Raw genomic sequence first — 14948 nt, 5'->3', positions numbered from 1 at the left:
TTATTGAAAATAACAAATAATGAGTAATGTTTACGATAATATCCTTGGCCTAATAGGACACACCCCTATGGTGAAGCTAAACACTGTGACAAAAGATATACCAGCAACCGTTTATGCCAAGTTAGAATCATATAATCCTGGACATTCCACAAAAGATAGAATTGCACTTCACATTATAGAAAATGCAGAAAGAAAAGGCTTATTAAAAGAAGATTCCGTAGTGGTAGAGACTACCTCCGGAAACACAGGTTTTTCTATCGCAATGGTCTGTATTATTAAAGGATATAAGTGCATTCTTGCGGTAAGCGATAAAACAAAACCTGAAAAAATCGCTTACTTAAAGGCATTGGGAGCTACCGTATACATATGTCCAGCCAATGTAGCAGCAGATGATCCGAGATCATATTATGAAGTGGCTAAAAGAATCGCTCTGGAAACGCCCAACTCTATTTACATCAATCAATACTTTAACGAATTGAATATTGATGCACACTATCAAACCACCGGCCCTGAAATCTGGGAACAAACTGAAGGTAGGATTACTCACCTTTTTGCCTGTACCGGTACAGGAGGTACCCTATCAGGCTCCGCCAAGTTTTTGAAAGAAAAAAATCCGGATATCAAGATCATCGGAGTAGATGCAGACGGATCCATATTGAAAAGCTTTCACGAAACAGGAGAAATCCACAAGGAAGATGTACATCCTTATCAGATTGAAGGAATGGGGAAAAATTTAATTCCTTCCGCTCTTCTTTTTGATAAAGTAGACGAGTTTGTAAGGGTAAATGATGAAATGTCCGCTTACAGAACCCGCGAAATCGCTTTGAAAGAAGCCATTATGGGAGGCTACACAACCGGAGCCGTTACCCAGGGATTAATACAATATGCACAATCTCATGAACTTACTCAAGATGATGTGATCGTTTTAATATACCCTGACCATGGCTCAAGATACATTACCAAAGTGTATAGCGATAAATGGATGGCTGAACAAGGATTTGTCAATAACTGCGTTCACAATTATGACGAAGTTTTCAAAACAGAGTTTATCAAATAAGAACAAATAAAATCACGATATAAATAAAGCCTTTTGCGTGTTCTACAAAAAAGGCTTTTTTACTTAAAAATTACGATACAATGTTGGATATTTTTGAAAGAATAAAAGAAAATCCAGGACCACTTGGACAATTTGCAGATTATGGAGAAGGATATTTTATTTTCCCAAGACTAGAGGGCCCTATCGGTCCCAGAATGCAGTTTCAAGGTAGAGAAGTAATTTTCTGGAGTGCCAATGATTATTTGGGACTTTGTAACCACCCTGAAGTAAAAGAAGCCGATGCGCAAGCTGCCGCAGAATACGGAATGTTTTATCCTATGGGTGCCAGAGCAATGTCAGGTGAAACAGACCAGCACCTTCAGCTGGAAAGAGAGTTGGCAGACTTTGTACAAAAAGAATCGGCCTACTTATTAAATTTTGGTTACCAGGGAATGGTATCTACTATCGATGCCCTGGTCAACAGAAATGATGTAATCGTTTATGATATGGACTCTCATGCCTGTATCGTGGATGGAGTAAGGCTTCATTCCGGAAAAAGATTTACCTACAAGCATAATGATATGGCAAGTCTTGAAAAAAACCTGCAAAGGGCCACTAAAGTAGCTGAAGAGACCGGAGGAGGTATTCTGGTTATTACAGAAGGGGTTTTCGGAATGAGAGGACAGCAGGGAAAACTGAAAGAAATCTGCGACCTGAAATCAAAATATAGCTTTAGGCTTTTGGTAGATGATGCTCACGGATTCGGAACACTTGGAAAAACAGGTGCCGGAGCCGGTGAAGAACAAGGCTGCCAGGATCAGATTGACGTATATTTCTCTACTTTTGCCAAATCAATGGCTGGTTTCGGGGCATTTCTTGCCGGAGATAAAGAGGTTATCAGATATCTGAAATTCAATCTTAGATCACAAATTTTTTGCAAAATCTCTTACCATGCCAATGGTAATCGGAGGATTAAAGAGACTGGAGCTATTAAGAACGAGACCTGAAATCAAGGCAAAGCTTTGGGAAAATGTTTATAAATTACAGAACGGATTAAGAGAAAGAGGATTCAACATTGGAGATACCAATACCTGTGTAACGCCGGTAATGATGCAGGGAACTCCTGTAGAAGCTACTCTTCTGGTAAAAGATCTCAGAGAAATTTACGGGATTTTCACCTCTGTTGTAGTATATCCGGTCATTCCAAAAGGAATGATTCTGTTAAGATTAATTCCTACCGCTTCTCACACCGATTCTGAGATTAATGAAACTCTTGCGGCATTTGAAGCTATTCATGATAAATTAGTAAGTGGTTACTATAAAGAACAGGAACAAAAATTACTGCAGGAACAAGGATTAAGTTTTAAACCGATTTAATCATAACAATAAAAAACCACTGAAAATTCATCAGTGGTTTTTTATTTTAAAAGCTATAAACTATAAAAACGAATGAAACTCAGAGGATATATATTGGGGATCTTGTCAGCCGTTTCATACGGATTAATACCAATCTTCATCCTGCCGATCAAGCAGGCTCATTTTTCAATGGACATTACCCTGTTTTACAGGTTTTTCTTTTCTGCCCTGATGATAGGCGGATATCTGATTTATTCCCGGCAAAATTTCAGAATTAATAAAAGAGAAGCTTTAATATTGGCTATTCTGGGAATATGCTATGCCCTTTCCTCAGAATTTTTGTTTCTAGGCTATGACTTTCTTACCCCGGGAATTGCCTCCACCGTTCTGTTCATTTATCCTGTTATTGTAGCTTTGATTATGTTTTTCTTTTATAAAGAGAAGCTTAACAGATTATCGATAATTTCTCTCCTTTTCGCTTTTGCAGGAGTAATTGTTTTATGCCTGAAAGGAACCGGTTTTGAAATCAATTTTGCAGGCCTTGGAATTGTTATGCTCAGTTCATTATTTTATGCACTTTATATGGTGATTGTCAACAAATCAAATCTGAAAGTTTCGGGGTTTAAGCTCACCTTCTACTCTATGCTTTTTACTTCTTTATTTTTTATGACCAAATCTGTTATAGGGCATGAATCATTTGCTATTCCCTCTACGGCTATCTTTTTAAACTTTCTTATTTTTGCTTTCCTTACCACGGTTATTTCCAGTTTATGCCTGGTATATGCCATTAAACATATAGGCTCTACACCGGTTGCCATTCTGGGAGCACTGGAACCGGTAGTTGCTGTAATGGTAAGCGTATTTATATTTAATGAAAAGTTTACCACCAATTTTGCTTATTGGGATTACCCTTATCTTACTCGGAGTTATACTGAATGTTATTTCCGACCGCAAAAATACAGCTCATGTTTAAAAAAATGATTCTTACATTTTACTTATAAGCGAACAGGATAAAATATTTTTTTTTGAAAAAACTTTTGGAATAACTTTGTAAAAAATTTCCGTTGAAAGATCTGCTTCTCATTACTCCACCTTTTACCCAACTTAATACTCCTTATCCTGCGACAGCTTATATTAAAGGGTTCTTGAATACCAAAAATATATCCAGCTATCAGATTGATCTGGGGATTGATGTTATTTTGGAATTATTTTCCAAAGAAGGCCTTCAAAAAGTTTTTGATAAAAAGATTGACCTTCAAAATGCATCAGAAAACACACAGAGAATATTTGCATTAAAAGAGGAGTATTTAAAAACCATTGACCAGGTTATTCCTTTTTTACAGGGTAAGACCCCCACTTTGGCAAGACAGATCTGCAGCATGAATTTTCTCCCGGAAGCTTCCCGTTTCAACCAATTGGATGATATGGAATTTGCATTCGGAAACATGGGTTTGCAAGATAAAGCCAAGCATTTGGCTACACTGTATTTAGAAGATATCTCAGATTATATTGTTGAAAATATTGACCCCGACTTTGGGTTCAGCCGATATGCAGAACGACTTGGTAAAAGCGCCAATTCCTTTGATGAATTATATTCAAAATTATCCGGAGAACAAACATTTATTGATGATTTTACACTGAAAATCCTTCGTGAGAAAATAGAAACTGTGCAGCCAAAACTGGTTTGTTTTTCTGTACCGTTTCCGGGGAATTTATACTCAGGGTTCAAATGTGCCCAATTTATAAAAAAGAATTACCCTCACATTAAAACCGCTATGGGCGGAGGCTTCCCCAATACTGAATTAAGAGAAGTAAAAGACCAGAGAGTTTTTGAATTTTTTGATTTTATTACCTTAGATGATGGTGAAGTTCCCCTTGAGCTTCTTTATGAAAATGTCTGCCATTTCAAACAAAGTGATGAGCCCCAATACAAAAGAACATTTTTAATTGAAAATCAGGAAGTTGTTTATAAAAACAATTCTAAGAAGCACGATTACAAGCAAGCTGAAATTGGTACTCCGGATTATACAGATTTAAAGCTGGATCAATATATCTCCGTCATTGAAATTGCCAATCCTATGCACAGTTTATGGAGTGACGGAAGATGGAATAAGTTAACTATGGCTCACGGCTGCTATTGGGGAAAATGTACTTTCTGTGATATTTCTTTGGATTACATTAGGATTTATGAGCCTATTTCCGCCAAAATTCTGGTAGACAGAATGGAGAACCTGATCAGAACCACCGGAGAAACAGGGTTTCATTTTGTAGACGAGGCCGCTCCACCGGCATTAATGAGAGAGGTGGCTCTGGAAATCCTTCGCCGGAATCTGGTGGTTACCTGGTGGACTAATATTCGTTTTGAAAAAAGCTTTACCCGGGATGTATGCTATCTGCTTAAACTTTCCGGATGTGTGGCGGTTTCAGGAGGATTGGAAGTTGCCAGTGACCGGTTGTTGAAGCTAATCGATAAGGGAGTTTCCGTAGAACAAGTGGCTAAAGTAACAAGAAACTTTACGGAAGCAGGAATTATGGTCCATGCCTATCTGATGTACGGCTACCCGACTCAAACCATTCAGGAAACTGTAGATTCTCTGGAAATGGTACGCCAGATGTTTGAAATGGGAATTCTTCAGAGTGGATTCTGGCATCAGTTTGCTATGACGGCTCACTCTCCTGTCGGTATCAGCCCCGATGATTTTGGAGTTATTCCGGTAAAGCAGGAAATTCAATTTGCCAACAACGATATAGATTTTAAAGATAAAACCGGAATCGATCACAATAAATTCAGCTTTGGTTTAAAAAAATCTCTCTTCAATTATATGCACGGAATTAATTTTGAATTACCGCTTCAGGAATGGTTCGATTTTAAAATTCCGAAAACAACTATTCATCCGGATTATATCCACGATTGTCTTCTGGATGACGAACAGTTCAATTTTAAAGGAAATTCAAAAATTATCTTTTTAACCAAAAACGTAATCGCTGAGAATCGTATAAAAAATAAAAAGAAATATCCCGGTAGCTATACTCTGCTCACGTTCCATTTAAAAACCAATATCGTAAAAGTGGAAGTGGAACAGGAAAAAGCGGAATGGCTGATGGCCATTCTGAAAGAAAATGCTATAGAAAATAATAAAAAATCTACGTTACAGCAGCTTAAAACCCAGTTTGAAGAGAGTTTTGAGGATTTTGAATTGTTCTGGTTTTCCAAGCCCATACAGCAATTGAAAGAAAATGGGGTAATTTTAAGTTTATAGATTTTTCCCAATTTTAATATTGTGATTTCAGGTTTTGGCTGAAGCCAGTTTGGAATTATCATATTATTAAGAACGGACTAAAGTCCGTTCCTATTGATGTTTATCATTAATTTTATAATATATGACAGCTTCTGTTGATGGCACTTATTGTTGATGTTAAAATTCCCGTAAGTTTTTTTTACTAATGGGTTCCTTCTTTTACAACAGGACCTACGGAAACTTTTTCCTGTATTTTAATAAAATTGGGATCCATAATAGCCATTCTTTCTGCAATAGCTTTATAGGTGGGATATTTCAATATAGATGCTCTTCCGGACATTTCCCTGTAAAGAGTAAAGCTTTTTCCTCCTGCTGTTTTAAGCTGTTTTGTAGTTGTGATGTATTTTCCGATATATTTACTTTTGGCATCGTAAATCTCAATATCTACAAAAGTTTTGTCCATAATTGTATCATCTGACCCGAAGCTCACCGGCAAATTGGTAAAATAGCCTACAGGGACACCGTTGCTTAAAATTTCTCCTACTTTATTTACTTCAATATTCAGTTTATCAATCTTGGTTCTGATTGTATAGGCTTCTTTGGTTTTGGTATCCAGTTTTCTTTTAGGAACATTAGAAAAAAGTTCGTCCAGGGATTTGATATTAATTCCTTTATTATCTATGATTTTAAGTCCTTTTACAGAAGTATAAACGGCAGATTTCTCTTCACCTGAAAATGCTGAAGGTGAAATATAATCCAGTTCTATTACCTTATCCCTGTTATATACTCTATTGAGCTGTATATAGCTGTCCCTGACAGAATCTACGATACTTTTATCAATAAACTTCATAGTATATAAAGGAGTTTCCTTTAAATCCATAAAAGTATACTCATTGGATTTGCCGGAAATCTTGGCTACCGGGATACCGTCTACATTGATAATTCCTCTTTTGGTTTTGATATTCTGGGCATTGAGGAATATTCCCAGAACTGTAAAGAATATGATTATACTTTTCTTCATAGAATCAGATTTTTACATGCATAAAAAAAAGTGTAACACAAAGTTACACTTTCTTGAAAATATATTTAGCTTTTCATTTAATTATTCACAAAGGATAATTCCTTTATTATGATTAAATTCTACAACACCGCTTTTGATTGCATAAGCAAAAACAGAGTCTTTTCCGGATTCTTTAGTGAAGTTTTTAGCATAAGCTTCATCAATAGAATTAGCAAAAAGCTTTACATCACCTCCGATTAAAGAAGAAACGATTCCTGCGTGGTTTTTCATGATGTGAAACTCACCATTTTTTCCAGGCAATAATACCGAATCTACGTCTCCTTCAAAAACTACGTATTCTGGTGTTAAAATTTTTATATTCATTTTAATTTAGATTTGAAGATTTCAGATTTCAGATTTCAGACAACCTTAAAGTCTCATGTCTGTTATCTGCTATCTTTATGTCTAATTATATTAAGCGTTTTCAGCTAGCATTTTTTTGTCCAGCTTCGATAGCTTCTTCGATAGTTCCTTTCAGGTTGAAAGCTGCTTCTGGTAAGTGATCCAATTCACCATCCATAATCATATTGAATCCTTTGATTGTATCTTTGATATCAACCAATGATCCAGGGATACCTGTAAACTGCTCTGCTACGTGGAAAGGTTGAGATAAGAATCTCTGAACTTTTCTTGCACGGTAAACAACTGATTTATCTTCTTCAGAAAGTTCTTCCATACCAAGGATGGCGATAATATCCTGAAGTGCTTTATATCTTTGAAGGATTTCTTTTACCCTTTGAGCACAGTTGTAGTGATCGTGACCAATAACTTCCGGAGCAAGGATTCTTGAAGTAGAAGCCAGTGGATCTACCGCTGGATAAATACCCAATGAAGCAATCTTTCTGTCAAGTACTGTAGTTGCATCCAGGTGGGCAAACGTAGTTGCAGGAGCCGGGTCAGTTAAGTCATCCGCAGGTACATATACCGCCTGTACTGAAGTAATGGAACCATTTTTAGTTGAAGTAATTCTCTCCTGCATCGCACCCATCTCAGAAGCAAGAGTCGGTTGGTAACCTACCGCTGATGGCATACGACCAAGAAGTGCAGACACCTCAGAACCAGCCTGTGTAAAACGGAAGATATTGTCTACGAAGAAAAGTACATCTCTACCTTGTCCGGTTTCACCACCATCTCTGTAGTATTCAGCTAATGTAAGACCAGAAAGGGCTACTCTCGCTCTTGCACCTGGCGGCTCGTTCATCTGTCCGAAAACGAATGCTGCTTTTGAATCTTTCATAGCTTCCAAGTCTACTTTAGAAAGATCCCAACCTCCATTTTCCATAGAGTGCATGAAATCATCACCATATTTGATAATTCCAGATTCCAGCATCTCTCTTAACAGGTCATTTCCTTCTCTCGTTCTTTCACCTACTCCGGCGAATACAGAAAGACCTCCGTGCCCTTTTGCAATATTGTTAATCAACTCCTGAATCAATACTGTTTTACCTACACCGGCACCACCGAACAAACCAATTTTACCTCCTTTTGCGTAAGGCTCAACTAGGTCGATTACTTTAATACCTGTAAATAAAACTTCTGCTGAAGTTGATAATTGATCAAATTTTGGAGCTGGTCTGTGAATTGGAAGACCACCTTCCTTAGAAATATCTTGAAGTCCATCGATAGCATCACCAACAACGTTGAATAGTCTTCCGTTTACTGCCTCACCGATTGGCATAGTAATAGGATTTCCAAATCCGATTACCTCTTGACCTCTCTTAAGACCGTCAGTAGCGTCCATTGCAATACATCTTACTGTATCTTCGCCAATATGTTGTTCTACCTCTAAAACTACTTTTTCACCGTTTTCTTTTGTAATTTCTAACGCGTCATAGATTGCTGGAACAGCTTCCACATCTGTAAAGACAACGTCGATTACCGGACCAATAATTTGAGAAATTTTACCTTTAATTTGGTTTGCCATTGCTAAATTTTTTCTTGGTGCAAATATAGTGATTCTTCATAAACCCGCAATTGGTAAAAAAAAGATTTTTATCATGCTTTTTTACAAATTTACCTATGCAGCAGTTTACTATCTGTCCAGCCTGTTTACCTGCAAAAATATTGATACATCGTTATATTGATAGATTGTTACATTATATCTATATTTGCAATCAAAATTTTTCCGTTTTGAAAGTTTTCAAGAATTTTACAGATTACTCCTCCCAAAAGCCTCTGGCACTATCTTTAGGTATGTTTGACGGGGTGCATCTCGGACACAAAAGTATCATCGACGAACTTATTAAAAGAGGTACAGAAAACAATCTGGAGACTGCTATCCTTACATTCTGGCCTCATCCAAGATTTGTTTTTAATCCTAATGAAGATTTAAAACTTCTGAATACACTGGAGGAAAAAAAGCAACTGGTTGAAAGATACGGCATTGATAATCTTTTTCTGAAAGAATTCGATGAAGAGTTCAGAAATTTAACCGGAGAAGAATTTGTACGTCAGATTTTAATTGACAAGCTGAATGTAAAATACCTTATTATCGGGTATGACCATTCTTTCGGCAAAAACAAAAGCGGAAATTTTGAACTCCTCCAAAAGTTATCCAAAGAACTTGATTTTGAAGTGGAACAGATGGAAGCTATCAATATTCATGAAAATAATATCAGCTCAACAAAGATCCGGAATGCCCTTTTAGCAGGAAAGATCCGGGAGGCCAATGAAATGCTGGGATACTCCTACTCTGTTTCAGGAACGGTAGTTCATGGTAAGAAAATCGGAAGGACTATTGGGTATCCTACAGCCAATATTGATACAGAATCAATTAAACTTTTGCCTAAAAAGGGAGCTTATATCGTAGAAGTTGATATAAAGGGACAATTCTACAAAGGAATGCTGAGTATTGGAACCAACCCTACGGTAAATGGTGAAAAACTTACGGTAGAAGTCTATATCCTTGATTTTGATAATGATATTTATGATGAAAAAATTACCGTGAGATTCAGGGATTTCCTTCATGATGAAATCAAATTTGAAGGAATTGAAAAACTAATTGAAAGGTTAGATGAAGATAAACGATTAACAGAAGGATTTAATTTCTAATGAAAAGAGCTATTCAACAATGATGAATAGCTCTTTTTATTTATTTCAAAACTTTTAGGTAAACTTTCTGTGTTTCATTATTTAATTTTACATTAGGAAACTGCTTATCATAGTCAATAAATATATCTCCCTTTTCTCCTGCTTTTCCATTTCCATCGGAATCCCAGCTTATTGTCACATAATATTTAACAGGGCCTGCCGGTTTGGAATTGATTTTATTTTCTGCATTCTCAGGTACCGGTAAATCAATAGTAAAAGGAACTGATTTTTGCTCGTATTCCATTTCTGTAATCAATGTAGCAGGAGCATCTGCCAGCCTTTCATCAGCACCATACAAACTTACCTTAAGCTTAGGATTTTTAATCGTAAAATTTTCTGTTCCCGAAAATTCAATTTTCAGATTGTTTGAGGTTTCAGGATGAGCCACTGTTGGAGCCGGAGCCTTTTCATCAGGGCCAGGTTTTTGCGGGGGCTTGCTGCAGCTTGATAGCATCAATGTACCGGCTGCTATAAATACTAAAAGGTGATTTTTCATTTGTTCTTATTTTATTAATATTGTTCATCTATTTCACTAATTATTGATAACAAAATCCATACCTAAAGAGCAGATTTCATCCGGATTATAAAGAATCATTAACAGCATTCTGGGCTTTTTTTGTCAAAGATTGAAAAACCAGCTCATAGGACTGATCAATAAGTTTAAGGATCAAATCTTTTTTTAATCCATCTACCATTACAGAGTTCCAATGGGTTTTATTCATATGATAGGCACCAGTAATCTGAGGGTATTGTTCCCGGAGTTCAGCACTCCATTCCGGATCTGTTTTCACATTAATTGATAACGGTTGTTTTTCAAGCCCCATCAGTAAAAACATTTTCGTATCTACTTTTAATACCAGTGTCTCATTATCGAAGGGGAAACTTTCCGTAACTCCTTTTTTGGTCAGACAATAATCTAAAATTTCGTTAGCATTCATGACAATAAGGGTAAGTAAGTGATTGTAAGTAATATTTGTAACGATAAATGATATTGAATAAAAATATTTAATCCTTTAATTCAAATTTAGTAAATTTAGAAGAGAAAAATAGTTTCACCAATTACAATATTATGAAAGCTTTGGTAATCGGCGCTACAGGTGCCACAGGAAAAGACCTGGTTAATCAGTTATTGAATGATAAAGATTTTGACGAAGTTGATATTTTTGTCAGAAGACCTGTTGACATTGAAAACGAAAGACTTAAGGTTCATATTGTTAATTTTGAAAAACCTGAAGAATGGAAGAATATGGTAAAAGGTGATGTTGCATTTTCCTGTTTGGGAACGACTTTAAAGGATGCCGGAAGTAAAGAAGCCCAGAAAAAGGTGGACTTTGATTATCAATATGAGTTTGCAAAGGCCGCCAAAGAAAATAATGTTGAAGATTATATTCTTGTTTCCGCCTATGGGGCCAATCCGAAATCCAAAATTTTCTATTCAAAAATGAAAGGAGAGCTGGAGGAAGCGGTAAAACAACTTCATTTTAATAAAATTACCATTTTCAAACCGGGGATGCTGGAACGAAGAAATTCTGAAAGAACCGGTGAAGTATTAGGCAGCCGGATTATAAAGTTTGCCAACAAATTCGGCTTGCTGGAGAGCCAAAAACCCTTGCCTACTGATGTTCTGGCTAAAGCAATGATCAATTCTTCCAAAATAAAAAGCAACGGCTATTCCAGTATTAAGCTGGGAAATATTTTCTGCTTTGCAGATAAAGTCATTGAGCAATAGTTAAATAAGTCACGGCTAACCTATTCGGATTCTAGAGTTTTTCCTTGCAGCTTGTTTTCAAAAAATAAAAAAGTGGATCCAGGGGAATCCACTTCGAACTTATAAATTTCTTGTGATGTTATTTCAGATGTTTTGTAATTGCCTCGCTTGTCGGCTTGGTAGTACTTACATACGTATCAATCAGTTTTCCGTTTTCATCGATCAGGAATTTCGTAAAGTTCCAAAGGATCGTGGTATTTTTTACTCCGTTTAATTCCTGTTCTGTTAAATATTTAAAGATAGGTGCCATATCATCCCCCTTTACAGAAACTTTTGCGGCCATTGGAAATGTGACTCCATAATTTTTCTGGCAGAATGCTCCGATTTCAGTATTGGTTCCCGGCTCCTGCCCACCAAAATTATTGGCTGGAAATCCTACCACTACCAGTTTATCTTTATACTGCTCATATACTTTTTCAAGATCTGCATACTGTGGAGTAAAACCACATTCTGAAGCAGTGTTGACAATAAGGATTTTCTTCCCTTTAAAGTCTGCAAAGTTGATTTCTTTACCATCCAGGCTTTCCACTTTGAAGTCGTATATCGTTTTTCCCATAAGTTCTTTGGTTTTAGCTTTAGAAATTTCGCTTTTTTGATTGGTGCAGCTCTGCAAAAATGCCATAAAGGAGAGCAGCAGTAAAAAAATCTTTTTCATTTCTTATTAATTTATTTGCCGGTTACAGCAGTTGGATTAAAACTTAAAAATATTGGCCGGAAAAACTTTATTCACCTCTATTTTATTGAGCAGCATGACATAGTCACCGTCCTTTTTGGAGCTTGAAGATTCTATCCTGAAAGGCATTGTAAGGTTACCCACTTTTTTATAGTCTGAATAAATTACCGTCTCGTCTTTTTTCACTTCCTTTAGCAACATATACGTTTTTGCATCAAAATAATACATGTTCTTATTGACGTTTTTTGGTAAGTTCCACTTTATGGCAATAGATCTCTCCTACTTTTTCTTTTCCGAGATATCTGGCATCAAATCCCTTGTTTTCCCAGTCGATAAAATCATTATCAAAGCTTTCCGGTACATACTCCGGATATTCCTGAAGTTTATTGGCAGCGTAGTTCATTGCATACCCTTTAGTTCCGTCAAAACCTTCAATAGCAGTATCTTTCCCGTTGATCGTAATGATCGTTTTGGTGAAGTTCGGGCGTTGCTGGTAAATTTTTATAGGATATTCATCTTTGATTCCCAACACTACTTTTCCCTGCAGCAATACTGAATTTAAAAGCTTCCAATTCGTTAATCCTCCGGATAGCTCAATGTTTTTGTCTATGATCTCTTTTGCCGTCTGGGCAAAAGCATAATGCGAAAATATCAGGCTAAATACTAAAAGTAACTTCTTCATTAATTTTATTTATAAATTCAAATATAAGGGGATTTAAGCGAAATAACAAAAGGTTAAGAAAGCAGAGAAAGCGGAAAGACAAACCTGTAAATCAGCGATTCACTTTTTGCTTTCATTTTCAAATCAACTTTCTGGCTTTTTCAAGGTCTTCAGGAGTATCAATACCTACTCCTACAAAGTTGGTTTCTATCATTTTAATTTTCATGCCATATTCGAGATAACGGATACATTCTATTTTTTCAGAAATTTCCAATGGTTTCATTTCCAACTTGGAGAACTGCAGCAAGGCTTCTTTTCTGAAAGCATACACCCCGATATGTTTGAAATAGCTTATATCGTAAGAAACCTCCCTGTGAAAAGGAATCACAGAACGACTGAAATACAGGGCAAAACCATTATTGTCCGTAATGACTTTTACATTATTGGGATTTTCTATTTCTTCTTTTTCAGACAGCTTTATTTTTAGGGAAGCCAGGGAAATTTCCTGTTGATCATCTGCTTTGAAAACGTCGATCAATTGTTGCAGAGGTTCCAGTTTAAGGAACGGTTCATCTCCCTGAACGTTGATCACGATATCACAGTCGATATTTTGTACGGCTTCAGCAATACGGTCACTTCCGGTCTCATGTTGTCCTGTCATAACAGCTTTCCCTCCATTTTTTTCGATTTCTTTAAAAATAATTCCGGAATCTGTAGCTACAAACACTTCATCAAACAAACCTGTTTCCACCACATTCTGATAAGTAGTGGTAATAACGGTCTTCTCTCCCAGAGTCTGCATTAATTTCCCCGGAAAACGGCTCGCTTCATAACGGGCAGGGATCACAGCAATTATTTTCATTCAGTAAAATGTTAATTAAGTTTTTTTTAAAATCGCCATTCCGTTTTGCAAGGAATAATAAGGCTTATCTCAGACCAAAAATAGTGAAAACTATTTACTTTGTTCTATAAAATATAGTATTCTGTCCAGGCGTCCAGCAATCTTTTCTGTCTTCAAAAAGAAAAACTCCCACACTTTTAATGCAAATGTGAGAATTGTATAAATTTTAAATGAGTGAAAATTAAAAAGAAAGCTTTACGCCTACCATATTGTACTCCCATTGCCGGGAAGCTGTAAGGTCAAATTTATATTTTGTTTTTCCTATAGTACCTTCTGAAGATGTATACCTGCTTTTTGAGATGGTTTTCCCGATAAAATATCCCATCAATAAAGCCAACGGATAGTCTGAAGCCCAGTGTACTTTACTTTGCATCATTTGAAAACACAATGCCCCGGCCAAGGTATATCCCACAGGTTTTATCCATTTGGCATCCGGGTAATTGTCTGCAATAACGGTGATACCGGCCATAAAGGTTGTTAAATGTCCTGACGGCATTGCATCATAATTCGACGTATTTTTACTGAATGCGGAAAAACTTGGGAAAGGATTCCAGGCTCCGCCTTTATGTCCATATTCTTCTGCAATAAACGGGCTTTCTCTTCCGGTAATTCGTTTAATGGTTTGAGTAAAAACTCCTGAGAGAATTAAGCTTTCCATCAATCCGCTTGCTGTAGCCTGTGCCCTGTAATCATTTTTGATCAATCCGTAAGTACCAAAACCGATTCCAAGCAATACCAGTGTGGAACCGTTTCCTATCAAATATAAGGTTGAACCGATATCTTTGGGTATTTTAAAAACTCCACCGAGCTTTGTATAATTATTATCCTTGTCCATACCCCATCTTTCCCCCAATTCTCTTGAATTATCTATCAGTTTTTGATCAAAAGGCAAAAGAATTAACGTAGAAACTACTGCTCCCCCTAAATAATAAGCATGGTCTTTCGCTACAAAATCTTTATTGGTATCAATAAAATTTCTGGGTAATTTGGTGACAAAATCCAATAGTCTGGGCTTAGGATAGGTCCGGACAGAGCCGTCTTTCAGTGTATAAGTTTGTACTTTAAGGACTTCTTTTTGTAATTCTTTCACCTTTAATGTATCCTGCTCCTGTGCGGAGAGCCATAGAGATACTGGTAAAAGCAGAAATTTCATTTTTTTCATCT

12 protein-coding genes and 3 pseudogenes are annotated in these 14948 nt (G+C 36.5%); 6 read left to right on the top strand and 9 right to left on the bottom strand.

The window, feature by feature from the left end; translation table 11 throughout:
* The first annotated feature begins 19 nt into the window (after positions 1–19).
* From HX13_RS09585 to HX13_RS09570, 4 genes and pseudogenes are all read left to right on the top strand, one after another.
* Positions 20–1057 carry a PLP-dependent cysteine synthase family protein gene (locus tag HX13_RS09585; protein WP_050020897.1) on the top strand — a complete coding sequence of 346 codons (1038 nt, stop codon included), beginning with the start codon at positions 20–22 and terminating at the stop codon, positions 1055–1057.
* A gap of 83 nt (positions 1058–1140) precedes the next feature.
* Positions 1141–2413: pseudogene (locus tag HX13_RS09580) on the top strand (aminotransferase class I/II-fold pyridoxal phosphate-dependent enzyme).
* A 72-nt stretch (positions 2414–2485) separates the two neighbouring features.
* Positions 2486–3373 (top strand): DMT family transporter, encoded by an 888-nt coding sequence (locus tag HX13_RS09575; RefSeq protein ID WP_238555207.1) that lies wholly within the window; start codon positions 2486–2488, stop codon positions 3371–3373.
* A gap of 83 nt (positions 3374–3456) precedes the next feature.
* Positions 3457–5652: a B12-binding domain-containing radical SAM protein gene (locus tag HX13_RS09570; RefSeq protein ID WP_050020896.1), complete on the top strand. Its 2196-nt coding sequence runs from the start codon at positions 3457–3459 to the stop codon at positions 5650–5652.
* A 181-nt stretch (positions 5653–5833) separates the two neighbouring features.
* On the opposite strand, the gene HX13_RS09565 is transcribed toward HX13_RS09570, so the two are convergent.
* The 3 genes and pseudogenes from HX13_RS09565 to atpD all read right to left on the bottom strand — a co-directional run bounded on the left by HX13_RS09565 (position 5834) and on the right by atpD (position 8615).
* Positions 5834–6652 (bottom strand): hypothetical protein, encoded by an 819-nt coding sequence (locus tag HX13_RS09565; protein ID WP_050020895.1) that lies wholly within the window; start codon positions 6650–6652, stop codon positions 5834–5836.
* A gap of 81 nt (positions 6653–6733) precedes the next feature.
* On the bottom strand, positions 6734–7015 hold the full coding sequence (locus tag HX13_RS09560; protein ID WP_050020894.1) for a FoF1 ATP synthase subunit delta/epsilon: 282 nt from the start codon (positions 7013–7015) through the stop codon (positions 6734–6736).
* 90 nt (positions 7016–7105) lie between these two features.
* Positions 7106–8615, bottom strand: a pseudogene (gene atpD, locus HX13_RS09555) (F0F1 ATP synthase subunit beta).
* A gap of 206 nt (positions 8616–8821) precedes the next feature.
* Here atpD and HX13_RS09550 point away from each other — a divergent pair.
* Entirely contained in the window at positions 8822–9742 is a 921-nt protein-coding gene (locus tag HX13_RS09550; protein ID WP_050020893.1) for a bifunctional riboflavin kinase/FAD synthetase, read from the top strand.
* Between the two features lie 40 nt (positions 9743–9782).
* On the opposite strand, the gene HX13_RS09545 is transcribed toward HX13_RS09550, so the two are convergent.
* Together HX13_RS09545 and HX13_RS09540 are read right to left on the bottom strand one after the other, a co-directional pair.
* Entirely contained in the window at positions 9783–10277 is a 495-nt protein-coding gene (locus tag HX13_RS09545; protein ID WP_238555206.1) for a hypothetical protein, read from the bottom strand.
* 85 nt (positions 10278–10362) lie between these two features.
* Complete coding sequence (locus HX13_RS09540) at positions 10363–10719, bottom strand: MmcQ/YjbR family DNA-binding protein (protein WP_050020892.1); 357 nt, start codon at positions 10717–10719, stop codon at positions 10363–10365.
* A 131-nt stretch (positions 10720–10850) separates the two neighbouring features.
* On the opposite strand from HX13_RS09540, the gene HX13_RS09535 reads away from it, so the two are divergent.
* On the top strand, positions 10851–11510 hold the full coding sequence (locus HX13_RS09535) for an NAD(P)H-binding protein (protein ID WP_050020891.1): 660 nt from the start codon (positions 10851–10853) through the stop codon (positions 11508–11510).
* Positions 11511–11628: 118 nt separating this feature from the next.
* Here HX13_RS09535 and HX13_RS09530 read toward each other — a convergent pair whose 3' ends face one another.
* The 4 genes and pseudogenes from HX13_RS09530 to HX13_RS09515 all read right to left on the bottom strand — a co-directional run bounded on the left by HX13_RS09530 (position 11629) and on the right by HX13_RS09515 (position 14937).
* Positions 11629–12204, bottom strand: a complete 576-nt coding sequence (locus tag HX13_RS09530; RefSeq protein WP_050020890.1) for a glutathione peroxidase — start codon at positions 12202–12204, stop codon at positions 11629–11631.
* Positions 12205–12240: 36 nt separating this feature from the next.
* A pseudogene (locus HX13_RS09525) lies at positions 12241–12904 on the bottom strand (histidine kinase).
* Between the two features lie 118 nt (positions 12905–13022).
* On the bottom strand, positions 13023–13745 hold the full coding sequence (gene kdsB / locus HX13_RS09520) for a 3-deoxy-manno-octulosonate cytidylyltransferase (protein WP_050020889.1): 723 nt from the start codon (positions 13743–13745) through the stop codon (positions 13023–13025).
* Positions 13746–13965: 220 nt separating this feature from the next.
* Positions 13966–14937: a phosphatase PAP2 family protein gene (locus HX13_RS09515; RefSeq protein ID WP_316931284.1), complete on the bottom strand. Its 972-nt coding sequence runs from the start codon at positions 14935–14937 to the stop codon at positions 13966–13968.
* Between the last annotated feature and the right edge of the window lie 11 nt (positions 14938–14948).

Origin of the sequence: Chryseobacterium sp. P1-3 (assembly GCF_000738495.1) — a bacterium.
Classification (GTDB): Bacteria; Bacteroidota; Bacteroidia; order Flavobacteriales; family Weeksellaceae; genus Chryseobacterium; species Chryseobacterium gallinarum.
This window is presented reverse-complemented; position numbering and strand designations above follow the sequence as displayed.